The sequence below is a fragment of the Jiella soli genome, assembly GCF_020615385.1.
GTDB lineage: Bacteria > Pseudomonadota > Alphaproteobacteria > Rhizobiales > Rhizobiaceae > VKMB-3413.
Genome location: NZ_JAJAVB010000019.1, coordinates 79310 through 102127, shown reverse-complemented (window position 1 = coordinate 102127; position 22818 = coordinate 79310). Strand labels below are relative to the sequence as shown.

General features: G+C 67.2%; 21 protein-coding genes. 10 read left to right on the top strand and 11 right to left on the bottom strand.

The features are described 5' to 3' along the window. Positions 1–269: 269 nt before the first annotated feature. Both LH400_RS11315 and LH400_RS11310 read right to left on the bottom strand, forming a co-directional pair. On the bottom strand, positions 270–1643 hold the full coding sequence (locus LH400_RS11315; protein WP_229152792.1) for a glutamate--cysteine ligase: 1374 nt from the start codon (positions 1641–1643) through the stop codon (positions 270–272). A gap of 142 nt (positions 1644–1785) precedes the next feature. Further along, entirely contained in the window at positions 1786–2532 is a 747-nt protein-coding gene (locus tag LH400_RS11310) for a 16S rRNA (uracil(1498)-N(3))-methyltransferase (protein WP_229152791.1), read from the bottom strand. Positions 2533–2651: 119 nt separating this feature from the next. Between LH400_RS11310 and LH400_RS11305 the strand changes: the two genes are divergently transcribed. Continuing rightward, complete coding sequence (locus LH400_RS11305) at positions 2652–3449, top strand: SDR family NAD(P)-dependent oxidoreductase (protein WP_229152790.1); 798 nt, start codon at positions 2652–2654, stop codon at positions 3447–3449. 131 nt (positions 3450–3580) lie between these two features. Then, a complete protein-coding gene (locus LH400_RS11300; RefSeq protein WP_229152789.1) occupies positions 3581–4039 on the top strand; it encodes a GNAT family N-acetyltransferase in 459 nt (152 codons plus the stop codon). Here LH400_RS11300 and LH400_RS11295 read toward each other — a convergent pair. Next, on the bottom strand, positions 4023–4781 hold the full coding sequence (locus tag LH400_RS11295) for an ArsR/SmtB family transcription factor (protein ID WP_229152788.1): 759 nt from the start codon (positions 4779–4781) through the stop codon (positions 4023–4025). The genes LH400_RS11300 and LH400_RS11295 overlap by 17 nt on opposite strands. 207 nt (positions 4782–4988) lie before the next feature. Between LH400_RS11295 and LH400_RS11290 the strand changes: the two genes are divergently transcribed. Continuing rightward, entirely contained in the window at positions 4989–5150 is a 162-nt protein-coding gene (locus tag LH400_RS11290; protein ID WP_229152787.1) for a DUF1127 domain-containing protein, read from the top strand. A 117-nt stretch (positions 5151–5267) separates the two neighbouring features. Here LH400_RS11290 and LH400_RS11285 read toward each other — a convergent pair whose 3' ends face one another. Continuing rightward, complete coding sequence (locus tag LH400_RS11285) at positions 5268–6113, bottom strand: helix-turn-helix domain-containing protein (protein WP_229152786.1); 846 nt, start codon at positions 6111–6113, stop codon at positions 5268–5270. A 237-nt stretch (positions 6114–6350) separates the two neighbouring features. Here LH400_RS11285 and LH400_RS11280 point away from each other — a divergent pair, with 237 nt between their 5' ends. Beyond that, positions 6351–6611 carry a DUF2061 domain-containing protein gene (locus tag LH400_RS11280; protein ID WP_229152785.1) on the top strand — a complete coding sequence of 87 codons (261 nt, stop codon included), beginning with the start codon at positions 6351–6353 and terminating at the stop codon, positions 6609–6611. A gap of 15 nt (positions 6612–6626) precedes the next feature. On the opposite strand, the gene LH400_RS11275 is transcribed toward LH400_RS11280, so the two are convergent. From LH400_RS11275 to rplS, 3 genes are all read right to left on the bottom strand, one after another. Next, positions 6627–7445, bottom strand: coding sequence for a class I SAM-dependent methyltransferase (locus LH400_RS11275; RefSeq protein ID WP_229152784.1), 819 nt, complete (start codon positions 7443–7445; stop codon positions 6627–6629). Positions 7446–7641: 196 nt separating this feature from the next. Next, entirely contained in the window at positions 7642–9048 is a 1407-nt protein-coding gene (locus tag LH400_RS11270) for a sensor histidine kinase (RefSeq protein ID WP_229152783.1), read from the bottom strand. A gap of 761 nt (positions 9049–9809) precedes the next feature. Next, positions 9810–10268: a 50S ribosomal protein L19 gene (rplS, locus tag LH400_RS11265; RefSeq protein ID WP_229152782.1), complete on the bottom strand. Its 459-nt coding sequence runs from the start codon at positions 10266–10268 to the stop codon at positions 9810–9812. Between the two features lie 326 nt (positions 10269–10594). Between rplS and LH400_RS11260 the strand changes: the two genes are divergently transcribed. The 5 genes from LH400_RS11260 (at position 10595) to hisG (ending at position 16801) form a co-directional block, all read left to right on the top strand. Further along, entirely contained in the window at positions 10595–11350 is a 756-nt protein-coding gene (locus LH400_RS11260; protein ID WP_229152781.1) for a sulfite exporter TauE/SafE family protein, read from the top strand. Positions 11351–11446: 96 nt separating this feature from the next. Continuing rightward, on the top strand, positions 11447–12712 hold the full coding sequence (locus LH400_RS11255) for an SLC13 family permease (protein WP_229152780.1): 1266 nt from the start codon (positions 11447–11449) through the stop codon (positions 12710–12712). A 382-nt stretch (positions 12713–13094) separates the two neighbouring features. Then, positions 13095–14681, top strand: coding sequence for a histidine--tRNA ligase (gene hisS / locus LH400_RS11250; RefSeq protein WP_229152779.1), 1587 nt, complete (start codon positions 13095–13097; stop codon positions 14679–14681). Positions 14682–14685: 4 nt separating this feature from the next. After that, entirely contained in the window at positions 14686–15825 is a 1140-nt protein-coding gene (locus LH400_RS11245) for an ATP phosphoribosyltransferase regulatory subunit (RefSeq protein ID WP_229152778.1), read from the top strand. A gap of 283 nt (positions 15826–16108) precedes the next feature. Beyond that, the gene (hisG, locus tag LH400_RS11240; RefSeq protein WP_229152777.1) at positions 16109–16801 is read left to right on the top strand and encodes an ATP phosphoribosyltransferase; all 693 of its coding nucleotides are present in this window, start codon (positions 16109–16111) and stop codon (positions 16799–16801) included. A 170-nt stretch (positions 16802–16971) separates the two neighbouring features. Here hisG and LH400_RS11235 read toward each other — a convergent pair whose 3' ends face one another. From LH400_RS11235 to LH400_RS11220, 4 genes are all read right to left on the bottom strand, one after another. Further along, positions 16972–17352, bottom strand: coding sequence for a DoxX family protein (locus LH400_RS11235; protein ID WP_229152776.1), 381 nt, complete (start codon positions 17350–17352; stop codon positions 16972–16974). A 225-nt stretch (positions 17353–17577) separates the two neighbouring features. Continuing rightward, positions 17578–18531: an alpha-E domain-containing protein gene (locus LH400_RS11230; RefSeq protein WP_229152775.1), complete on the bottom strand. Its 954-nt coding sequence runs from the start codon at positions 18529–18531 to the stop codon at positions 17578–17580. Between the two features lie 3 nt (positions 18532–18534). Further along, positions 18535–19929, bottom strand: coding sequence for a circularly permuted type 2 ATP-grasp protein (locus LH400_RS11225; RefSeq protein ID WP_229152808.1), 1395 nt, complete (start codon positions 19927–19929; stop codon positions 18535–18537). Between the two features lie 185 nt (positions 19930–20114). Then, a complete protein-coding gene (locus LH400_RS11220; RefSeq protein WP_229152774.1) occupies positions 20115–21389 on the bottom strand; it encodes an aminotransferase-like domain-containing protein in 1275 nt (424 codons plus the stop codon). 313 nt (positions 21390–21702) lie between these two features. Here LH400_RS11220 and LH400_RS11215 point away from each other — a divergent pair, with 313 nt between their 5' ends. Beyond that, on the top strand, positions 21703–22659 hold the full coding sequence (locus tag LH400_RS11215) for a sugar-binding transcriptional regulator (RefSeq protein WP_229152773.1): 957 nt from the start codon (positions 21703–21705) through the stop codon (positions 22657–22659). Positions 22660–22818 lie beyond the last annotated feature (159 nt).

The window sequence follows — 22818 nt, the reverse complement described above, 5'->3', positions numbered from 1 at the left end:
CACAGCTCGATCGACGACAGCATCGGCCCGAAAATCGGAATCGATTTTCGGAAAGCACGACGCGTAGATCCAAAGACTTAGAGCATCCTTTGTGCATCCACACGGACGCACGGCGCTCTAGTGTTCCCGGAGCCATTGGGTCATGCAACGGCCCTCCTGTCAAAGCTGGTGCAGGCGAGCGGCTTGCCAAGATGGCCGCCCGGTTCGTCGGGCGGCGTCTCGGCCGCGGCCCGATGCGGGTCCTGCCCTCGGGCGAACCCGCAAGGGCGTCAGTAGGTCAGGTGCTTGAAGACGCGGCTCATCGACCGGTCCCACTGCTCCTCGTAGAGCCTTACGAGTTCCTCTCCCGAGGTCGTGCCGCGCGCGACGACCTCTTCCAGCGGCGCCAGGAAGAAGCTCTCGTCATTGCCCTCCTCATTGCGCCGGCCCCTTGCGATGAGGCCCTTGCGGGCGAGCTTCACCGTCTCGCGGGCAAGCTCGAGCACCGTGCCGTCGCGGAACGGCGTCCGGAAGCCGTCGCGCGGCACGGCGGCGCGCATGGCGGAGACCTCCTCGAACGTCCAGTCCTTGGTGAGGCTCTCGGCCGCCGCGAGCGTTTCGGCGTCGTAGAGGAGGCCGACCCAATAGGCCGGCAGCGCGCAGATGCGCCGCCAGGGGCCGCCGTCGGCGCCGCGCATTTCCAGGAAGGTCTTCAGCCGGACGTCGGGAAACAGCGTCGACAGGTGATTGGTCCAGTCGCCGAGCTGCGGCTCGGGATCGGGGATGCGTCCCTTGAGCGCGCCGTCCATGAACTGGCGGAAGGTGACGTCGGTTGCGTCCGTATAGCGCCCGTCGCGGGTGACGAAATACATCGGCACGTCGAGCGCCCACTCGGCATAGTCGCGATAGGTGAAGCTGTCCTCGAAGACGAAGGGCAGCAGCCCGGAACGCTGGTTGTCGACGTCGCTCCACACGTCACAGCGCCAGGAGGCGAGCCCGTTCGGCCGTCCCTCGGTGAAGGGCGAGTTCGCAAAGAGCGCGGAGGCCACCGGCTGCAGCTTCATGCCGACCTGCATCTTGCGGCGCATGTCGGCTTCGTCGGAGAAGTCGAGATTGACCTGGATGGTCGCGGTCCTGAGCATCATGTCGAGGCCCCGCGTGCCGACCTTCGGCATGTAGCGGCGCATGATGTCGTAGCGCGACTTCGGCATGATCGGCGTCTCGGCCAGCGTCCAGGTCGGCGAGGCGCCGATGCCGAGGAAGCCGACGCCGAGGTCCTTGGCGACGGCGCGCACCTGCGCGAGATGCTGGTTCGATTCGCGGCAGGTCTCGTGGATCGTCTTCAGCGGTGCGCCGGACAGTTCGAACTGGCCCCCCGGCTCCAGCGAGATCGCGCCTTCGCCACCGGCGCCGTAGAGGCCGATGATGCGGCCGTCGTCGACGATCGGCTCCCAGCCGGACAGCGCCTGCATCCGCTCAAGGATCTTGGCGATGCCGGTCTCGCCCTCATAGGGAACCGGCGACAGATCCTGGAGATAATAGCCGAACTTCTCGTGTTCGGTGCCGATGCGAAACCGCTCCTGCGGCTTCTCGCCGGTCTTCAGGTGAGCGATCAGATCCTCAACCGAGGTGACCGGTCTGAGATCGGTCGTGTCCCGCGCCATGGTCAGCCTTCGTGTTGCATCGCTGGCGATCCCGATCTCGTCGGAATCGCGCCGGTCGAATCGCGTGGTGCCCGCAATCGCGCCGGAGTGCAAGAGAGACCCGGTTGACGGTGTGGCCAAAGGAGCGGCCGCTGCCGCCGGCTCAGCCGTTCCGCCAGTCGCCGACGGCTGCCTGGAGGACGGCGAGTGCCGCGACCGCGGCCGTGTCGGCCCTGAGGATGCGCGGGCCGAGCGAGATCGCCGTCACGAAGTCCGCTTCTCTCAGCGCCGCCCGTTCCTCCTCGGAAAAGCCGCCCTCCGGACCGATCAGCAAGGCGAGGGGGCCAGGCGGCATCGCCCGCAGCGTCTCGATCGGGCTCTCGGCCTCCTCGCGCTCGTCGCAGAAGACGATGCGGCGCGCCGCGTCCCAGCCGGCGAGAAGCGTGCCGAATTTTTCCGGCTCCCGGCAGTCAGGCACCGACAGGACGCCGCACTGTTCGGTCGCCTCGATCGCGTTCGCCCGCATGCGCTCCACGTTGAGGCGCGAGGCCTGCACATGCTGCGTCATCACCGGCTGCAGGACGCCGGCGCCCATCTCGACGGCCTTCTGGACCATGTAGTCGAGGCGCGCATGCTTCAGCGGCGCGAAGAGATAGTGAAGCTCGGGGGCGGGCGGCTGCGCCCGCATGAACTCGACCGGGACGAGATCGGCCTTCTTCTTGGCCGTCTTCGAGATCTCGCAGCGCCACTCGCCGTCGCGGCCGTTGAAGGCGAGGACGCTTGCGCCGTCGGTAAGGCGCATGACGTTGAGGAGATAGTTCGCCTGGGCAGGGTCGGCCGAAACCGCGCTCCCCTCCGCCAGCGCCGCCTCCACGAACAGCCTCGGGCTCTTGAAGTCATAGCTCGGCACCGTCGCTCTCCCCGCATTGCGCGCGGCTTCGCCGCACCCGTCATTTCGCAATGCCGCGAAACCTAACCCGCAAGGCTCCGTTGTCACGCGAAACCACTTCCGCGAAGGGAACACTGCGAATGGACCTGAAGATCAAGGATCGCGTCGCCATCATCACCGGCGCTACCGGCGGCATGGGCTTTGCGACGGCCAAAATCCTCGCCGAGGAGGGCTGCAAGCTGGTTCTCTCCGACCTTGCCATCGACAAGCTCGAGAGGGACGCCGCCAGCCTTCCCGGCGAAGCGATCTGCGTCAAGGCCGACGTTACCGACCAGGCGGCGGTGGATGCGCTCGCCAAGGCGGCGATCGACAGGTTCGGCACGATCGACATCGTCATCCATACTTCGGGAATCACCGGTGCCAAGGGTGACCCGCTGGAAATGACGGATGCGGACTATCTCGAGGCCTGGCAGATCGACTTCATGTCGGCGGTGCGCATGGCACGCGCGACCTTCCCGACGATGCGGGAGAAGAAGCGGGGCCGGTTCGTCTGCATCACCTCGGAGAACGCCGTCCAGCCCTATTGGGAGGAGGCGACCTACAATACCGCCAAGGCGGCCCTTGCCGCCTTCGTGAAGAACATCTCCTACGAGGAGGCCAAGCACGGCATCCTCTGCAACACCGTCTCTCCCGCCTTCATCGAGACCGACATGACCGACGGGATGATGGAGCAGAGGGCCGAGAAGATGGGCGTCTCCATCGACGAGGCGGTGAAGACCTTCCTCGACGAGGAGCGGCCGGGGATCGCGCTGAAGCGGCGCGGCCGCGCCGATGAGGTCGCGAGCGCGATCGCGCTGATCGTCTCGGAGCGCGGCTCCTTCATCAACGGCTCCAACATGCGGATCGACGGCGGCTCGGTGCAGGCCGTCCAGAACTGATCCGGACCACCACCAGGCGAGGCGGCCGGGGCGGCGACAGGGTCGAAGCCCCGCCCGCTGCCGCGCTTGCCGGACCGCCCCCCTTCGGCTACCTCTCGCCACCGGTGAGACTGGGGGAATCTTCAGGGGTGATGAATACGCTTCGCGTTCGTGCGGCGACGAAGGCCGATCTTCCCGCGATCGTCGCCATGCTTGCGGACGACGATCTCGGCCGTGCCCGCGAAGCGGTGGGCGAGCCGCTTCATCCCGGCTATCTCGACGCCTTCGCGGCGATCGAGGCCGATCCGAACCAGATCCTCGCCGTCGCCGCGATCGATGGCGCGATCGTCGGCACTCTGCAGCTCAGCTTCCTTCCCGGCCTCAGTTATCGCGGGGGCTGGCGCGGCCAGATCGAGGCGGTCCGGATCGCGTCGGACCGGCGGGGGCAGGGGCTCGGCCGCCGCGTCATCCAATGGGCGATCGAGACCTGCCGCGAGCGCGGCTGCCGGAACGTCCAGCTCACCTCCAGCAACAGCCGTCTCGACGCCCATCGCTTCTATCGCCAGCTCGGCTTCGAGCAAAGCCATACGGGCTTTAAGCTGACGCTTTGATCGGCTTCTGTGTGGAGGCCGGCAGCGGAACTTGCTCACAGCGAAACAGCCCGCCTGAGATCGCTGCTTCGCCGGCTCGGGTGACCCGCAGCGCTCGGCTGCCGGAAACGCGCACCACCCATTTCTCCCGCTCGGCATGGGAGAGGAGGGCGGCGCCAAGCCGACCGCCGATGTGGAAGCGCCGCTCGCTCCAGTCGAGGCAGCACCGACAGAGCGGCCGGCGGCTCTCCCTGCCTCGGCCGGCATTGCCATTGCCGAGACCCAGCCCGAGGCGTTCGAAGAATGCCGAGCCGGCCTCGGTGATGTATCCGCCCTCGTCCGACAGCATGACCATACCGCGGGCCTCGAAGAGGTTCGCCAGGGTCACCGCGAACCGCCCGGCCATGTGGTCGTAGCAGCTGCGCGCCTGTCGCAGCGCCTCGTCCTTCGGGCCGATGGGGCGATGGCGCGCCGGGCCGAGATCGGCCGCGCCCATCAGCGTCTCCAGGAGTTCGGCGACGCGCGGGCTCGCCAGCCGGAAATAGCGGTGCCGGCCCTGCTTCACCACGCTGATCATTCCGGCATCGACGAGCTTCGACAAATGGCCGCTCGCCGTCTGCGCGCTGACCCCGGCACTTTCCGCAAGTTCCCCGGCGGTCAGCGCCTGGCCGCCCGACAGCGCGCAGAGAATGTTGGCGCGCGCGACGTCGCCGATCAGGCTGGCCGTGGTGGCGAGGGTGAGGCCGGACGCGAAGCTCTTCATGGCGGTGAGGCTACAGGAGGCCGGCCCGCCCGCCCAGCACGAACGCTTCGGCCCGCGCCGAAGCATCGCCCGCCTCCCGGGCGCCATCATCGCCCCGAACCGCCAAGTGGCAGGATATGGGAGACGGCGATGGCGAGCGCAGCTCGGTCCAAAAGCATCCAACAGGGCAAGGTGTTGACGCAACCAGCGATGCGGCCTCGGAGCTGGATGGCAGCCGCCGCGGCGCACCTCGCAACGCTCGTGTGTCGCTGGAGCGGCCGGCGCCGGCAACGCCTCGACCTTGCCATGCTCAGCGACTGGCAGCTGCGCGACCTCGGCCTGACGCGGGACGCCGCGATCGAAGAGGCGCGCAAGCCGTTCTGGCTTTAGAGCGCCGCGCGTCCATCGGACGTGCAAAGGACGCTTTCACTCGTCGAATCGACGCATCGCGCTTTGCGAAAATCGATGCCGATTTCGGGCCGATGTTGTCGGTCCGCCGTCACCGTCTCAGGACTGGACCCGCAGCCCCTCGATGAAGCGTGGCGTGTGCTTGGCCTCGAAATCGGCCTCGCGCACGAGCCCGTCGAAATGGCGGGTGAGTTCCATCACCTGGCGCCGCTCGCGGAAGATCAGGTGGAAGCGCCCGACATAGACCGTCGCCTGCAGCGGGCCGAACACCGTCAGCGGCGAGGAGAACAGCTTCTTGCGGTCGAAGAGATAGAGCCGGAGCGAGGGGTAGAGCTCCTCGGTGAGCTTCTGCAGGCGATCGAGCTGCGCCTGGCGCTCCGCCGCCGGCAGGCCGCGCCAATAACCCTCGCCGGCGGCGAAGCTCTCCAGCGCGTCGATCGGCATGGCGATCTCGTAGTCGGTGTCGGGCGCCTGAAGATAGCCGAGCCGGTCGCGCATGTCGGCTATCGCCTGGTCCGAGGTGCGGCCGACGAAGTCGCCATATTCGAAGCGCAGCACCGATTCCGACTTCAGCATGTCCGGCAGCGTTGCCGGCACGTGGCGAATCTTGTAGCCGCGCGCCTCCTGATGCCAGCGGAAGATCAGCTCGTCCGAAGGCGCCCGCGCCGCCTCCTCGATCCGCATCGCGGCCTGCAGCATGTCCGCGCTGCGCTCGCGCCGGTCCGTGAGGCCGAGCAGCCAGTCGGCCGAGACGCCGAGGGCGCTGGCGCATTCGGCCGCGAACTGCGCGTTCGGCAGTCGCCCGTCATCGGAAGAGAGCGTCAGCGACACGGTCGAGCGGTCGGCGCCGGTTGCCCGCGCGAGCGCGCTCTTCGAGATGCCCGCCGCCTGCATGGCGGCGGCCAGCCGGTCGCGGAAGAGCTTGGAGCGGTCGCGCTTGTCCATACCGGTGACAATTATCACGATGGAGGAGGAAATTCGACAAGCGTGACGCAGACCGAGAATATTTTCGGGATCGCCCTTGGCGTTCCGCTGGAATAGGCACGGCTACCGGGACTGCGGCACCCGCCTGAGCCTGAAGCGGTGGACCGACGGGAGGAGCGGCCGCTCCGCGTCCGGCGCCTGCAGCCGGTCTGTCACCCGGTCCGCCGGGTGCGCGACATGCAAACGGAAGGAATTGCCATGGAAACCCGCCTTCGCAGCCTCGCCAAAGCCGTCTCCTGGCAGTGTCTCGGCTTCCTGGTCATGGCGATCCTTGGATTCGTCTTCACCGGCTCGCTTTCCTCCGGCGGCGCGCTCGCGGCGATCTCCTCAGTGCTCGGCTTCGTCAGCTACCTCCTGCACGAACGGGTCTGGGCCTCGGTCCGCTGGGGCTGGACGGCGGCGGCCGGCGCCGAGGGCGCAGCGGTGCGGGTCCGTCGCGACGCGGCCGCGGCACACTGAGCCGGAGCGGCTGCGTCAGGCGCGTTTCGTTGCGCCGAGCGAGAAGGCGAGGGGGATCCTTACCGCGCCCTCCGGCAGTTCGAACAGGTCCTCGCCGGTCTCGATCATATTTGGGAAGGCGCGCCAGGCAAGGCGGTCGTGCTCGTGGAGAAAGTCGAGCCTGAGGCCAGCATCGATCACAGCGGAGACGACATCCGCCACGGGATGCAGCCATTCGTAATTGCGCGTGTTGGTCAGTTTCCGCGCGTCGCCGGTATAGGTCTCCGCCTCGTCGAAGACGAGCGGGCGGTCTTCGGGCGTCGCGCGGTCGAAGGTGGCGACGAAGCGGCCGTCCTCCCATTCCATCTGGTTCATCACCGGGTGGCCTTCGAGAAGGTAGAGCCGGCCGCCGGGCCTCAGCACCTTCGCCACGACCTTCGCCCAGGCGCCGATGTCCGGCAGCCAGTTGATCGCGCCCCAGGTGACGAAGGCGAGGTCGTAGGTTTCGCCGAGGGCTTCCGGCGCGGCGGTGAGCGAGGCTTCGACGAAGCGCGCCTCGGTTCCGGCCCGCGCCGCGAAATCGCGCGCCGCCGCGATCGCCTTGGGCGAGAAGTCGAGCCCGGTGACGCTCCGGGCGCCGAGATGCTTCAGCGAGAGCGTGTCGAGCCCGATATGGCACTGCAGGTGGACGACATCGAGCCCGGCGACGTCGCCGACCTCCTCCGCCTCGATCGCATGCAGGCTGGAGCCGCCGGCCAGCACCTTGCCGATCCGGTAGGAGCCGGTCGTGTCGGTCGAATGAAGCTCCGCCCGTTCGTCCCAATTGGCGCGATTGGCGTCGAAATAGTCCTGCATTGCGGGCGTTCCTGTGGGGGGCGCCGGAAGATGCCATGGCGGCCGGCGGAACTGAAGCCACCTCTTGCGATCGGATGCGCGGGCAGCCTCCCGCCTGTGCCAGATCGCGGAGCCTGCCGCGCCGGATGCCGGGGAGCTGAGGCGCGAATCCGGATCGGGGTACGGTGACCCTGCGTCAGGAATAGCGCTGACGGCGCTATCGATTTGGAAGGTGCAACAAGCAGCCGTCGGAGCATTGGAGACGCCAGTTCAGCCCTTTCGGCTCGTATTTCACTTCCACCGAAGCGTCGAGGGCGTTCCTCGTCATTTTCTCGATGACGACTGATCCAAAGCCGTTATGAGCAGGCTTCACTACGGGAGGGCCGTCTTTCTCGATCCAGGAAATAACGAATTGCCGTTGACCCGTTGGATCGGTTTGAAGTCGCCAATCGATGCTGACCTGACCTTCGTCGCTGGAAAGCGACCCGTACTTGCCCGCATTCGTCAAAAGTTCATGAATGGCCATCCCCAGTGCTTGGGCGGCATCGGCCTTGATTTGAATCCGCGGTCCCGTGATCCAGATGCGGCGGCCAATGGCGTCCTTCATGTGCGCCAACTGCGAACGCACGAGAGCCTCGACGTCGACCCCGACCCACTTGTTGTGAACGAGCATGTCCTGCGCGGCCGAAAGCGCCTGGATCCTCGCGTTGAACCGCTCCAGGAAAGCCGCCGGCTGGCTCTGCATGGTCTGGCGCGCGACGACCTGGATCAGGGACAGCATGTTCTTGAACCGATGGTTGACCTCTTGCATGAGCAAGTGGCTTTGCTCTTGCGCCTCCATGCGCTCCGTTATGTCGTAATTCACTCCGATCATCCGGGTCGGCTCGCCGTCGATCTCCTCGACGACGCGTCCTTTTCCCGTAACGATCCTGGCTTCGCCGTCGCGTCGCACGACGCGAAAGACCTCGTCGAACGTCGTTCGCGCGGCGATCGCTTCGCGGAAGCGCTCGCGCAGCCAGCCCGCATCATCGGGATGGACGTGCTCGAAGAACAGTTCGTCTGAGGCCGGTTGCGCCGGTTCGAGTCCGAGCAGGTTGTAGAGCCCCGCCGACCACACCGATCGTCTCTTTCTCAGGTCGAGGTCCCAAGCGCCGATGTCTGCCACCTCATAGGCAAGTTGCAGGCGCGCTTCGCTCTCCCGCAACTTCGCTTTGGTCTCGAACTCTGCTTGACGCAGCTCGGTGATGTCGAGGTTGAGCCCCAGCATGCGCCGCACGGACCCGTCTTTGGACCGTTCGATCACGCCGCGGTCGTGAACCGTCCTGACCTCGCCGTTGGGCCGGACAATCCGAAACTCGTGCTCATAGGTCTCGCCGTCTCCCATGAAGGCCGACGTCTCGGCCTCCACGCGCATGCGATCCTCCGGGTGCACCATTTCGGTGAAGCCGCGCTCCGCGTCGGGCGCCCGTTCGACACCGTAGATGGCCATGAGTTCCGGGGACCAGACGACGCGATCTTCCGCGACAACCCATTCATACGTGCCGATACCCTTGAAACCGCGTAGGGTTTGGCAGAAGGGCATCGTCTCTGAACCAAGACGCATATCGCGATCATTCTCGGACATAGGAGATCCCCCAGCGGGACGTGAGGTGATTTCACACCTGTGGGTCGTCCTGTTGCAACGTCCGGGCCGAAAACGCCACGATCTCTGTCTCAAGATGAACGCAACCCGTCCCGCGAAAAAACGGCTTTGCGACAGAGTTGTCAATTCTGCTTCACAGATTGCGGGAGGGGAACGCCTGTATGTTCGCCAGCCTGTATGTTGCAGGCTTGCCGATCAGCCACGGCTCTTCTGACCTATATATCCGCAGTTCAGGGTGAAACCGTCGGCGGGAAATGCGGATCGATCGATCGTCCGACCGCCGACTTGGTCTGTTGGCTCGAATGGCTCGATCCAAGGCCGGAGAGGATTTCCCGCAGCTTCCGGGAACGGCCAGCGCTCGGATTCCGCCGTATCAACCATAATTCCTATCTGGATCGGGTGGGCAGCGGCCGAATCCGGCACCTCGACAACCACCGATTTGCACGCCGCCGCGCCGTGGGACCAGCCCTTATTCGATCGGTCGTTTCCCGGGCGCGTGTGCACTCCACGAATCGGACGTCTTCGCACCGCCACGCCGGAGGTGGCCAGATTTTCTCTGAAGGGTTTGGCTTGGAGCCGATCGCGGACGATACGGCATCGCAATTCGTGTAGTTCGAAACCGACTGGCAAGATCTGCTTCAGGTGGCGAATCCCGTGCCGATTGTCGCCGGTGCGAAACCCCAGACGCAAGAAAGGCGGCCGAAGCCGCCTTTCCGAAACCTCTCTGTGGCTGAGGCCGGGCCTTACTCGGCGGCGGTCTTGGCCGCTTCCTTCTCGGCCTTGACGCGATCGCGCTCTTCGGCGGCGACCTGGCGGGCCTCGTCGTTCAGCTTGCGCGAACGGACATTGGTGTTCTCGACGATGCGGGCCGACTTGCCGCGGCGATCGCGCAGATAATAGAGCTTGGCGCGGCGGACCTTGCCGCGGCGCACGACATCGACCGATTCGACCATCGGCGAATAGACCGGGAAGACGCGCTCGACGCCCTCGCCATAGGAGATCTTGCGGACGGTGAAGTTCTCCTGCAGGCCCGAGCCGGAACGCGCGATGCACACGCCCTCATAGGCCTGGACGCGGGTGCGTGTGCCTTCTGTGACGCGCACGTTCACGCGGACGGTGTCGCCGGCGGAAAATTCCGGGACCTTGCGGATGGCTTCGATTCGGGCGGCCTCGGCGGCCTCGATCTCGGAGATGATGTTCATGGCATAGCCTCAATTCGTTTCATGCCGGGGATCTCTGGGAAACCCGACATGGCCGCCGTGACGGTCAGGTTATTCTGAGGAAATCGGGTGCGGACATATACGCTTTAGCGCTGTTTGTCACTACCCGCCCGCGCCGAAAATCGCCACCGTCCTTCCCCTCTGGCCGGACGGACTGACTCGACCGTGCCGCCCGCAAGACAACCTTGGGCTCTTGCGGCCGGCAACCGCACGGGCCTATGGCAGGCGTCCGCTCCGCGGAGCGGGTCGGCCGGCTCCTGCCGGGGTTCCGCCATTTCCTGCCGCCCTCGGATGAAGGTCCCGGTTCCGTGTCAGTGCTTACGATCGTCCTTCTGTTCCTCGCCGGCTTCGTCTCCGGCTCGATCAATGCGGTGGCCGGCGGCGGCACCTTTGTCTCCTTCGGCGCGCTGTCCCTGACCGGCATTCCGCCGATCGTCGCCAACGCCACCTCCTCGATCGCACAGCTGCCGGGCTATTTCACCTCGGTGATCGCCTATCGCCGGGACTTCGCCAGGATCTGGCGCGGGGCGATGGTGCTGGCGGTCGTCTCGGTCTTCGGTTCGCTCCTCGGGGCGCTGATTCTCCTCTGGCTCGACAATGAGCAGTTCTCCGCCGTCGTACCGTTCCTGCTCCTTGGCGCGACGGCGCTCTTTGCGGCCGGTCCCTGGCTGAAGCCGAAGGTCATGCACGAGGAGACGGCCGCCAGGGGGCGCAATTTGTCGAGCCCGATCGTCCAGTTCGTCACCTCGATCTATGGCGGCTTCTTCGGGGCCGGCATGGGCATCATGATGCTGGCGACGCTCGGCCTCACCGAGGGCGGCGACTACCATCGCCTCAACGCCATCAAGAACCTCCTCGCCAACGTCATCGCGATCGTGGCGATCGTGGTCTTCGTCTCCGGCGGCGTCATCGACTGGGCGAGCGGCCTCGCCATGGTGCCGGGCGTCGCGCTCGGCGGTTATGCCGGCGTCTGGGCGGCCAAGCGCGTGCCGCAGGTGGCCGTGCGGGGCTTCGTCATCGCCGTCGGCCTGTTCCTCTCCGCCTATTATTTCGCCAAGGGCTGATCCTGCGCCGCCGCCGCTGGTGCTTGCGGGCGTCCGGCTCTTTGGCGACAAGACGGGCGAGGGCCGGCCGAACCGGCGGCGCGAGCGAAGCTGAGCATGCATCTTTCGGACGGCGTCATCGAAATCCTGGTCATCTCGGGGCTCGCCGTCGCCGGCGTGATCGTGCGGCCGTTGCGGGTGCCGGAATGGATCTTCGCGGTCCTCGGCGCCGGGCTCCTCGTCGTCCTCGGCCTGCTTTCGCCGGCGGAGGCGGCCCTGGGGGTGGCGTCCGGCACCGACGTCTATCTCTTCCTCGCAGGCATGATGGTGCTCGCCGAGATCGCCCGCCGCGAGGGCCTGTTCGACTGTCTCGCCGCCTTCGCCGCGCGCCGTGCGAGGGGCTCGCCGGTCCGGCTCTTCGCGCTCACCTATGGCGTCGGCGTCCTCGTGACCGTCTTCCTGTCGAACGACGCCACCGCCGTGGTGCTGACGCCGGCGGTCGCCGCCGTCGCGCGGGCGGCGCGGGCGAAGGACCCGGTGCCCTATCTTCTCGTCTGCGCCTTCGTCGCCAACGCCGCCTCCTTCGTCCTGCCGATCTCCAACCCCGCGAATCTCGTGATCTTCGGCGACCGGATGCCGAGCCTTGCCGACTGGCTCGCCCGCTTCGCCCTGCCGTCGCTGATCGCCATCGTCGTCACCTTCCTCATGCTGTGGCTCACCCAGCGGCGGGCGCTGAAGGGCACGGTGGAGAGCGACGTCGGCCAGCCGGTGCTCGGCCGGGGCGGCAAGGTCGCGGCGGCCGGGCTCGTGCTGGCGGCGCTGGTGCTGATCGCCGCCTCCGCCCTCGGCCGCGACCTCGGCTGGCCGACGGCGGCGGCGGGCGCGCTGACGCTTCTCGGCGGCGCCATCGCCGAGCGCTCCAACCCGCTCCATGCGCTGCGCCGGGTCTCCTGGGGCACGCTCCTCCTCGTTGCCGGCCTCTTCGTCATCGTCCGGGCGCTGGAGACGACGGGTCTCGTCACCTATGCCGCCGTCGCCATGCAGTTCGCCGCGGGCGCCGCGCCTGATCTGGCGCCGCTCGGCCTCGGCGGCGCGCTGGCGCTTCTGACCAACCTCACCAACAACCTGCCGCTCGGCCTCCTCGCCGGCAGCGTCGTCGCCGCGGCCCGCCCGCCGCAGGCGATCGTCGACGCCGTGCTCGTCGCGATCGACCTCGGCCCGAACCTGTCCGTCACCGGCTCGCTCGCGACGATCCTCTGGTTGACGGCGCTCCGCCGCGAGGGGCTCTCCTTCGGCGCCTGGCGGTTCCTGAAACTCGGCGTCGTCGTCGCGGTGCCGGCCGTGGCGCTGACGCTGGTTGCGGTGGTGCTGCAGGCGGGGTGAGGCAGAGGCGCGCGGGGAGCGAGCAATTCTCGGACGATTGCGACGATCGGCGACTGGCCGATCTCCCCCCTTGTAGGGGAGATGCCCGGCAGGGCAGAGGGGGGTATCGGCGGCGAGGACGTCGCAGATGATCCGTCGCAAGCCGTCCGCCGTCGCGCCGAGGCACCCCCCTCTGGGTTGCCACCCATCTCCCCCACAAGGGGGGGATCGCTGCCTCTTCGCCGCGCCATCTTGCAGGCGCCGATGGAGCTGCCTCGCCTGCGGCTTGAGGCGCAACGGGCGATGGGCTAAGCCCCACCGCACGTTCACGTACTGACAGCGCCGTCGCGCGGCAGGGTCCGTCCCGCTGCCGGCCGGGCGCAGCAATCCTTGGAAGAACATCATGGCGTCGAAAAAGCCGACACGCGTCAAGGCCCGGGTGCCGCGGGGCTTCGTCGATCGCGACGCAACAGACTTGCGCGCCCAGGACGAGATGCTCGCCAAGATCCGGCGGGTCTACGAGACCTACGGCTTCGAGCCGGTGGAGACGCCGGTCTTCGAATATACCGACGCGCTGGGCAAATTCCTGCCCGATAGCGACCGGCCGAACGAGGGCGTATTCTCGATCGAGGACGACGACGAGCAGTGGATGAGCCTGCGCTACGACCTCACCGCGCCGCTCGCCCGCTATGTCGCGGAGAATTACGAGACCCTGCCCAAGCCCTATCGCAGCTACCGGGCCGGCTACGTCTTCCGCAACGAGAAGCCGGGGCCGGGGCGCTTCCGCCAGTTCATGCAGTTCGACGCCGACATCGTCGGCGCGCCGAACGTCTCGGCCGATGCCGAGATGGCCATGATGATGGCCGACACCATGGAAGCGCTGGGCATCCCGCGCGGCCAGTACGTCATCCGGGTAAACAACCGGAAGGTCTTGGACGGTGTCCTGGAGGCGATCGGCCTCGGCGGCGACGAGAATGCCGGGCGCAGGCTGACGGTGCTGCGGGCGATCGACAAGCTGGACAAGTTCGGCGTCGAGGGCGTGCGGCTTCTGCTCGGTGAGGGCCGCAAGGACGAAAGCGGAGATTTCACGCAGGGAGCCGGGCTGACTGACGCGCAAGCAGACAACATATTGCGGTTTCTCGGGTACAGCTTCCTAGCGGGCCAAGGATATCAGCTCGATTCGCTCCAGGGGCCGGACGATAAGTCAAATGCAGGCATCGTAGATTGGCTCGGGTCACGAGTTAATCTCGCCGACAAAGGCAGCGAAGGGCTTAATGAGCTCAAGGAAATCGTGGCACTTGTCGAGGCGGCGGGCTATGATGGCCGGCGCGTACGCATCGATACTTCCGTCGTCCGCGGCCTCGAATACTACACCGGCCCGGTCTTCGAGGCCGAACTCCTCTTCGACGTGACCAACGAGAAGGGCGAGGTCGTGCGCTTCGGCTCGGTCGGCGGCGGCGGGCGCTATGACGGGCTGGTCTCGCGCTTCATGTCGCAGCCGGTGCCGGCGACGGGCTTTTCCATCGGCGTCTCCCGCCTGATGACGGCGCTGAAGAATCTCGGTCGCATTGAAACGAGCTGCCGCACCGGGCCGGTGGTCGTCACCGTCATGGACCGCGACCGCATGGCCGATTACCAGGCGATGGCGACGGTGCTGCGCAATGCGCTCAACGCCGATCCGTCCGCGCCGCCGGTGCCGGTCGAGGTCTTCCAGGGCAACCCCAAGCAGTTCGGCAAGCAGCTGCAATACGCCGACCGCCGCAACGCTCCGGTCGTCGTCATCCAGGGCGGCGACGAGAAGGCGGCCGGCAAGGTGCAGGTCAAGGATCTCGCCCTCGGCAAGGAGCTGTCGGCCGAAATCACCGACAATGCCGAATGGCGCGAGGCGCGGGCCGGGCAGGAGGTCGTCGACGAGGCGGACCTCGTCGCGGCCGTGAAGCGCATCCTCGAGCGTCCGCGCGCCGGCCATACCCCCTCGGGGGGAGCCTGATCGGATGGGCGGGCCGAAGGACGAGGCGGCTGTCGCGGCGGCGCTCGACGCGCTGTTCGCCCAGCGCGGCGCCGAGACCGTCTCGCCGCCGATGATCCTGCCGGCCGATCCCTATCTCGACACCGCCGGCGAGGCGCTGCGCCGGCGCATCTTCCTGACGCGTGGGGAGGGCGGCGAAAATCTCTGCCTTCGCCCCGACTTCACCATCCCGGTCTGCATCGACCACATCGCGCATGGGACGGCGCTGCCGAAGCGCTATTCCTATCGCGGCCTCGTCTTTCGCCAGCGGGCGGACGGGCCGGCGGAGTTCGTCCAGGCGGGGATCGAGGATCTCGGCGAGGAGAACCGGGCGGAAGCTGATGCGCGCGCGCTCGCCGACGCGCTGGCGGGGCTCTCCGCCGCCGGCGTCGATCCGGCGCGGCTCGACATCGTTCTCGGCGACCAGGGCCTGTTCGAGGCGTTCCTGCGTGCGCTGGGACTGCCGGAAGGCTGGCAGCGCCGGCTGATCCGCACCTTCGGCCATGACGGCCAGCTGAAGGCGGCGCTCGCCGCGCTGTCGAAGGGCGGCGCCGGTACGCTCGACGGCCTGGACGACGATCTCCTGGATCTTGCCCGCGACCGCGAGGAGGGCGCGCTGATCCGGCTGATCGCGGCGCGCATGGAGGCCGCCGGCCTGCCGCCGCATTCCGGCCGCTCGCCCGGCGAGGTCGCGAGCCGCCTGATCGAGAAGGTCGCCGTTGCCGAGGCGCGGCTGGGCGATGCGGCGCTGGCGTTGCTCGAAGACTTCCTCGGCGTCGACTGCAGCCTGTCGGAGGCTGGCGATCGGCTGGCCGAACTCGCCGCCTCGGCCGGGCTGGAACTCGGCCGGGCGCTGACGGGGTTTGAGACCCGTAATCTCGCGCTCCAGGCCGCCGGCGTCGACCTTGCCACCGTCACCTACCGCGCCGCCTTCGGCCGCCCGATCGACTACTACACCGGCCTCGTCTTCGAAGCGCGCGCGCCCGGCAGCGGCGACCCGCTCGCCGGCGGCGGCCGCTACGACCGCCTGCTGACCATCCTCGGCGCCACGGCGCCGATCCCGGCGGTCGGGTTCTCGCTGTGGCTCGACCGTATGGCGGGATTTCGGGAGGGAGCCAAGGAATGACGATGGCGCCGAGGCACCCCCCTCTGTCCTGCCGGACATCTCCCCCACAAGGGGGGAGATCGGCAGCTCCATGGTTGCTCGCGCAGATCCTAGGCGTCAGTGCAGGCTTGAGTGGTTTGAGACTGGCGGAGAGGTTTGCGCGCGATCGATCTCCCCCCTTGTGGGGGAGATGCCCGGCAGGGCAGAGGGGGGTAGTGCCCCGCCACCATGCATGGATTGGAAACGGCGCTCCAACGGTCGTCTCGACGCCGATTCTGCATCTGGGAAGTGAGGGGCAACCCCGATGACCGTCACCCTCGCGATTCCCTCCAAGGGCCGGCTGAAGGACAAGTCGGTCGAGACGCTGGCGGCCGCGGGCATCAATGTCGAGTCCGCCGAGGACGCCCGCAGCTATCGCACGGCCGTTTCCGGCGCGCCGGGGCTGGAAGTGCTGCTCCTGTCGGCCTCCGAGATCGCGCGCGAACTGCGCGACGGGGCGATCGACTTCGGCGTCACCGGCGAGGACCTGATCCGCGAGGAGATCGCCGAGCCGCAGACGGCGGTGACCATCGTCTCGCGCCTCGGCTTCGGCCAGGCCGATGTCGTCGTCGCCGTGCCCGAGGCCTGGGTCGACGTTGCCGCGATGGACGATCTCGGCGACGTCGCCGGCTCGTTCCGCGCAAGGCACGGAAGGCGCCTGAGGATCGCCACCAAATACTGGCGGCTGACGCAAGGGTTCTTCACGCGCCAGCACGGCATCCAGAGCTACCGGATCGTCGAAAGCCTCGGCGCCACCGAAGGCGCCCCCGCCGCCGGTTCGGCCGACATGATCGTCGACATCACCTCGACCGGCTCGACCCTGAAGGCGAACCATCTGAAGGTGCTCCCCGACGGCGTGATCCTGAAATCGCAGGCCTGTCTCGTGCGCTCGGAAACGCGGGCGCGGGACGAGACGAACGCGAGGCTGGCGGAGGATCTGGCGGGGCGGTTCGGATAGGCGTCAGCCTTCGCCTGAACCAAGCGGAAACGTGACGCCACGGCGCCGCACCGGGCCGCCGGAGTACGCCGTCCAGGACTGCGCGTTTCCACGCCAGCTAGAACCGGATTGGAAGCAAATTTGGTCGCTCGGCCTCTTCAAGGCCGAGCGTGATCTAGCCTTACTCCCGCTCAGGCATAGCGGCTTTCGCGCTTCGGCTTGTCCACGGCCACCGCGCCGGCGCCGGAGCCGGCGAGCACCAAAAAGCCCCCGGCCATGGCGATGTTCTTCATCAGCGCCGTCTGGTCGCCGAGATGGGCGAGGAGGCCGGTCGCCACGCAGAAGACGGCCAGGGCGATCGCGACGATACGGGTCTGGAAGCCGGCGACGATGGCGATGCCGCCGAGAAGCTCGAAGGCGCCGACGAGATAGGCGACAAGGAGCGGGGCGGGAAAGCCGATCTGGCCGAAATAGCCGGCGGTGCCGGCCGCGTCGGTCAGCTTGCCATAGCCGGCGACGAGGAAGATGACGGCCAGCAGGATGCGGCCGGCGAGGATGAGATTGGCGTTCATGCGGGCAGTCCTTCCGAAAGCCCGGCGGCCCTTGAGCCTCGCCGGGGTTGACGATGCCCGAAGGTAATCGGACGTGCCGAAAAGCGCAGCCCGTCGCTGTTCCGACAAATCGTCAATGATTCGCGATACAATTTTTCGAAAGGGGTGACGATCGGGCAGACGACCGACCTGCCGTCCTCTGCGACGGCCGGTCTTCCGACCGCCAGGCGCGGCCGGCGTTGCCGCTCACGTCCCCGGATAGAACCGGTAGTTCTCGCCGATCTCCCTTGCGAGCCGGTTGTTGTCGAGGATGAACTGTTCGAGGAATTCGTGCAGGCCGCCGTCGATGATCTCGCGCACCGACAGCTCCGAGAAGCGCTGGTTGATCGCCGTCGCGGTCTTGCGGCAGGGATGATGGGTCTCGTAATTGCGGTCGAGGAATTTGAGGCTGTCCTCGATCAGACCGTAGGAGAAGGCCAGCGAGCGCGGCATGCGCCGGTTGAGCATCAGGAAGTCGATGATGTTCACGGCCCGGAACTCGCCGTCATATTCCCAGGCATAGGAGCGGTGGGCCGAGACCGAGCGCAGGATCGACACCCATTGGAAATTGTCGAGCGCCGAGCCGACCGAGGAATGCTCCGGCAGGAGCAGCCAGTATTTGACGTCGAGGATCCGCGCGGTGTTGTCGGCGCGTTCGATGAAGGCGCCGAGATTGCAGAAGTCGAAGATCTCGTTGCGCAGCATGGTCGCGTGGAACGTGCCGCGGATCAGCGCCGACTGCCGCTTGATGAGGTCGACGACGGCGGGCACCTCGCGCGCCGACACCGGTCGCGACAAGCGCTGCTGGATCGCCAGCCAACTCTCGTTGACGGTTTCCCACAGATCGCGGGTCAGGGCGGTGCGCACCATCCGGCCGTTGGTGCGGGCGGTGTCGATCGAGGAGCGCACGCTCGACGGGTTGTCGCGGTCGCACAGCATGAAGTCGAGGACGTTCGCGGCGTCGAAATCGTCGTATTTCCCGCGGAAACCGGCCTCGACGCCCGCCGAGACCAGGACCGACTGCCATTCGTCCGGCTCGGCCGAAAGGTTGGTCAGGGAGATGCGCATGCCGGCCTCGACCAGCCGCGCCATGTTCTCGGCCCGCTCGATATAGCGGAACATCCAGAACAGGCCGTTTGCGGTACGTCCGAGAAGTGCCATCGATCAGTCCCTCAAAACCCAGGTGTCCTTGGTGCCGCCGCCCTGGCTGGAATTGACCACCAGCGAGCCTTCCTTGAGCGCGACACGGGTGAGGCCGCCCGGAATGATGCGGACCTTGTCGGAGACGAGAACGAAGGGGCGCAGGTCGACATGGCGGGGCGCAAGCTCCCCGTCGACCAGGATCGGCACCGTCGACAGCGCCAGCGTCGGCTGCGCGATGTAGTTGCCCGGCCGGGTCTTCAGCTTCTCGGCGAAGCGCTCGCGCTCTTCCTTCGAGGCCGCCGGCCCGACCAGCATGCCGTAGCCGCCGGAGCCGTGAACCTCCTTCACCACCAGCTCATGCAGGTTTTCGAGGACGTATTTGAGGCTGTCCTCCTCGGCGCAGCGATGGGTGGGTACGTTTTGCAGGAGCGCCGGCTTGCCGGTGTAGAACTCGACGATCTCCGGCATGTAGGAATAGATCGCCTTGTCGTCGGAAATGCCGGTGCCGGGCGCGTTGGCGATGGTGATGCCGCCGTTCCTGTAGACATCCATGATGCCGGGAATGCCGAGCATCGAGGCCGGGTTGAACATCTTCGGATCGAGGAAGGCGTCGTCGACCCGGCGGTAGATCACGTCGATCGGCTTGTAGCCCTCGGTCGTGCGCATCTGGATGCGCCCGTCGATCTCGGCGACGTCCGAGCCCTCGATCAGCTCGACGCCCATCTGGTCGGCGAGGAATGCGTGCTCGAAATAGGCCGAATTGTAGATGCCCGGGGTGAGGACGGCGATCGTCGGCGTTCCCTCGCAGGCCGGCGGTGCGACGGCGGCGAGCGAGCGCCGCAGGTGATGCGGATAGGTCTCGACCGGCCGCACGCGGTTCTGCGCGAACAGCTCGGGGAACATCTGCATCATCGTCTCGCGGTTCTCGATCATGTAGGAGACGCCGGAGGGGGTGCGGGCATTGTCCTCGAGGACGTAGAATTCGTCTTCGCCGACGCGGACGATGTCGGTGCCGATGATGTGGGTGTAGACGCCGCCCGGCGGGCGGAAGCCCTGCATCTGCGGCAGATAGGCTTCATTGCCCTCGATCAGCCGGGCAGGAACCTTGCCGGCCTTCACGATCTCCTGGTCATGGTAGATGTCGTCGAGGAAGGCGTTGAGCGCGATGACGCGCTGCTCGATCCCCTCCGCCAGGCGGTCCCATTCGGCCTTCGCCATGATCCGCGGCACGAGGTCGAAGGGGATCAGCCGTTCGCCGGCTTCCTCTTGCCCATAGACGTTGAATGTGATGCCGGTGCGCCGGAAAAAGGCCTCCGCCTCGCCGGCCTTCTGACCCAGCGTTTCGCCGTCCTGCTCGCAAAACCATTCGTAGAATCGGCTGTAGGGGTCGCGGACCTGATCCTTGCCCTGAAGCATCTCATCGAATGGTGTCACGGCCACGCTCCCTTTCGGTTTCCCTTAAAGAGAAAGCCGGCGCAGCAGAAATCAAGCGTTTGACGGTGTCGTCGTTAAAATGCTCAATATTTGAGCGCATTCTTGGCGGGTCTGGCTCGCTTTAGGGCAGCGGCCGGCAGGTCTTGCCGAGCGCCGCGGAACGACAGTCAGGCATGGACACCGAGGGTGGTCAGCCGTTGGAGCGCGCTGCGAAGCTCCTCGCCCGAGGTCGCGCCCATCAGCGAGACGCGGATGCGGGGTGCGCTCTTGCGGCCCGCGGCGAAGACATTGGCCGAGACCACGGCAACGCCGCGCTTGCGGCTTTCGCTGACGACGTCGTCGGGATCGCCGCGCACGCTGAGCCAGAGATGCGGAGAGGGGGGGCGCGGCGAACCTCCGAGGACCTCGCTCATGATCTGCCAGCGCGCGTTCATCTCGGCGACCTGCTTCTCCACCCGCTCGAAGGCGAGGCCGCTCTCGATCCAGTGGGCGCCGAGATAGAGCGCCATCGGCGTCGTCAGCCAGTCGGTCAGGTGCGGGCTGGAGGAGAGCGAGGCGATCTGCGCCGCATCGCTGGCGATAACGCCGAAGCGGAGGCCCGCCATCACGGTCTTGGACAGGCTGGAAATGACGATGCCGCGTCCGTTCAACCGCGGCGCCAGCAGCGGCGCGTCGGTGAAATGGCCGTAGACGTCGTCCTCGATCACCGTCAGGCCATGCCGCTCGACGAGGTTCGCGATCTCCGTGCGCCGGTGCTCGGCCATCACCGACCCCGTGGGATTGTGGAGATTGGGGACCAGAACGGCCAGCCGCGCCCGCGATCTGCGAACGGCGGCGTCGAAGGCTTCGGGAAGCACGCCGTCATCGTCCTGATCGACCGCGATCAGGCGCAGGCGCAGCTGCTTGGCGAGCGCCTTCATGCCGGGGAAGGTGAAGGATTCCACGACGACCGGATCGCCGGGCTCGGTGCGTTCGATGAGAAGCGCCATCAAGGCCGCATGCGCGCCGACGCAAGGGATGACCGTCGCCTGCGGATCCAGGCCGCGCGGGGCAAGCCAGCGGGCCCCGGCCTGCGCCGACCGCTCGAGAAGGGCGGGCGAGGCGTAGCGCGTGAGTTCGCGCTGCTCGTCGGGAGTAAGGCCCGCCAACGCCTCCAGAAAGCGGCCGTCCTCCGGCAGGGGCGCCGGCACGTTGGCGGCGAGGTCGACCAGCTTCTCGGCGCGGCTCGCCTTGCGCAGCAATTCGTCCTCGGCGCTGAGGGCGAGCACGAAGGTGCCGCGGCCCACCTCCCCGGCGATCAGCCGCTTGTCGGAAGCCTCCTGATAGGCCTTGCTGATCGTGGACAGGTTGACGCCGAGGGCCGAAGCGAGTTCACGCTGTGCGGGGAGGCGATCTCCGAAGCGCAGGATGCCGCGCCGGATGTCATGGCGGAGAGCGTCCACGATCCTGCTCGGTTCTATGGTCGGTCCCGAGATCTCTGGCTTCCACATGTCCGGACGACTCGAACCTTTCAGGATGACTGTCTGTGTACAATCTATGATTGGTTGGATGCAATCGCCAATCCTCTGCACTGCAAACCAACGGTGCCGGGGCAGGTGCGTTCCCGCCCCACTGGCCTGGACCCGGACCGCGAGCGACAGTTCCGGCAGCTCCGCGCCGATCCGGGCGGACGGCCGGCAAAGCCGCACGGCGGTCTGAGACGATTGCCTCTTTCCCGTCGCCCGCCGTAAACAGGCGCGCGGAGGAAGGAACGACATGGCCAGGATGCGCGAGGACGACACGACGCGGCTCGACGAGGCGGCAAGGGCCGGCTGGCTCTACTACGTGGCCGGCAACACCCAGGAAGAGATCGCCGCGAGACTCGGCATTTCGCGCCAGGCGGCCCAGCGCCTCGTCTCCCTCTCCGTGAGCGCCGGGCTGGTGCGTGTGCGCATCGACCACCCGATCGCGGGCTGTCTCGATCTGGCGGCCAAGCTGCGCGCCAAGTTCGGCTTGCGCTTCGTGGAAGTCGTGCCCTCCGATCCCGCCTCGACCTCGACGACCCTTGGCATCGCCGAGGCCGGGGCGGCCGAGATGGAGCGGCGGCTGCGTCAGGATGCGCCGACGGTGATCGCGATCGGCACGGGGCGGACGCTGAAGGCCGCGGTCGAGAACCTGCCGCCGATGGTGTGCGAGCAGCACCGCATCGTCTCTCTCACGGGCAACATCGCCCCCGACGGCTCGGCCTCGGTCTACAACGTGATCTTCTCGATGGCCGACCAGGTCCGCGCGCCTCATTACCCGATGCCGCTGCCGGTCGTCGTCTCCTCGCCGGAGGAGCGCGCGCTGCTGCACGAACAGAAGGTCGTCCAGTCGACGCTGTCGCTCGCCGCCCGCGCCGAGGTCGTCTTCGTCGGCATCGGCGAGCTCGGCCAGCGGGCGCCGCTCCTCGTCGACGGCTTCATCACCGCGGCCGAACGCGAGGAACTCATCGCCCTAGGGGCCGTGGGCGAGATCGTCGGCTGGGTCTTCGACGCCAAGGGCCGGATCCTCGACTGTCCGCTAAACGACCGCGTCGCGAGCGCGCCGATTCCCTCGATCGACCGCTGCGAGGTGATCGCGCTCGCCATGGGACAGGCGAAGACGACCGCGATCCGCGCCGCCGCTGCCGGCGGCATCGTCAGCGGCCTCGTCACCGACGAGGCGACGGCAGCGCGGCTCCTGCGCGGCTGACGCTCCTTCCACCTGCGGGCCGAGGCATCCTGTCGTTTCGCAATGGGCCGCGACAGATCGCCAATGCGGCTCGACCGGGCGCTCGAAGCCGAGGGGCGGATGCCGGAAGACCGTCGCGGCAGAACAGGCTCTTCTTCTCCGGTCACCGCTTCCTAGTTG

Bases quoted from the DNA above. Each gene is read 5' to 3' on its own strand.
- LH400_RS11315 (WP_229152792.1), bottom strand. From the start codon at position 1,643: ATGGCGCGGGACACGACCGATCTCAGACCGGTCACCTCGGTTGAGGAT.
- LH400_RS11305 (WP_229152790.1), top strand. From the start codon at position 2,652: ATGGACCTGAAGATCAAGGATCGCGTCGCCATCATCACCGGCGCTACC.
- LH400_RS11300 (WP_229152789.1), top strand. From the start codon at position 3,581: ATGAATACGCTTCGCGTTCGTGCGGCGACGAAGGCCGATCTTCCCGCG.
- LH400_RS11295 (WP_229152788.1), bottom strand. From the start codon at position 4,781: ATGAAGAGCTTCGCGTCCGGCCTCACCCTCGCCACCACGGCCAGCCTG.
- LH400_RS11290 (WP_229152787.1), top strand. From the start codon at position 4,989: ATGGCAGCCGCCGCGGCGCACCTCGCAACGCTCGTGTGTCGCTGGAGC.
- LH400_RS11285 (WP_229152786.1), bottom strand. From the start codon at position 6,113: ATGGACAAGCGCGACCGCTCCAAGCTCTTCCGCGACCGGCTGGCCGCC.
- LH400_RS11280 (WP_229152785.1), top strand. From the start codon at position 6,351: ATGGAAACCCGCCTTCGCAGCCTCGCCAAAGCCGTCTCCTGGCAGTGT.
- LH400_RS11275 (WP_229152784.1), bottom strand. From the start codon at position 7,445: ATGCAGGACTATTTCGACGCCAATCGCGCCAATTGGGACGAACGGGCG.
- LH400_RS11270 (WP_229152783.1), bottom strand. From the start codon at position 9,048: ATGTCCGAGAATGATCGCGATATGCGTCTTGGTTCAGAGACGATGCCC.
- rplS (WP_229152782.1), bottom strand. From the start codon at position 10,268: ATGAACATCATCTCCGAGATCGAGGCCGCCGAGGCCGCCCGAATCGAA.
- LH400_RS11255 (WP_229152780.1), top strand. From the start codon at position 11,447: ATGCATCTTTCGGACGGCGTCATCGAAATCCTGGTCATCTCGGGGCTC.
- hisS (WP_229152779.1), top strand. From the start codon at position 13,095: ATGGCGTCGAAAAAGCCGACACGCGTCAAGGCCCGGGTGCCGCGGGGC.
- LH400_RS11245 (WP_229152778.1), top strand. From the start codon at position 14,686: ATGGGCGGGCCGAAGGACGAGGCGGCTGTCGCGGCGGCGCTCGACGCG.
- hisG (WP_229152777.1), top strand. From the start codon at position 16,109: ATGACCGTCACCCTCGCGATTCCCTCCAAGGGCCGGCTGAAGGACAAG.
- LH400_RS11235 (WP_229152776.1), bottom strand. From the start codon at position 17,352: ATGAACGCCAATCTCATCCTCGCCGGCCGCATCCTGCTGGCCGTCATC.
- LH400_RS11230 (WP_229152775.1), bottom strand. From the start codon at position 18,531: ATGGCACTTCTCGGACGTACCGCAAACGGCCTGTTCTGGATGTTCCGC.
- LH400_RS11225 (WP_229152808.1), bottom strand. From the start codon at position 19,929: ATGCTTCAGGGCAAGGATCAGGTCCGCGACCCCTACAGCCGATTCTAC.
- LH400_RS11215 (WP_229152773.1), top strand. From the start codon at position 21,703: ATGGCCAGGATGCGCGAGGACGACACGACGCGGCTCGACGAGGCGGCA.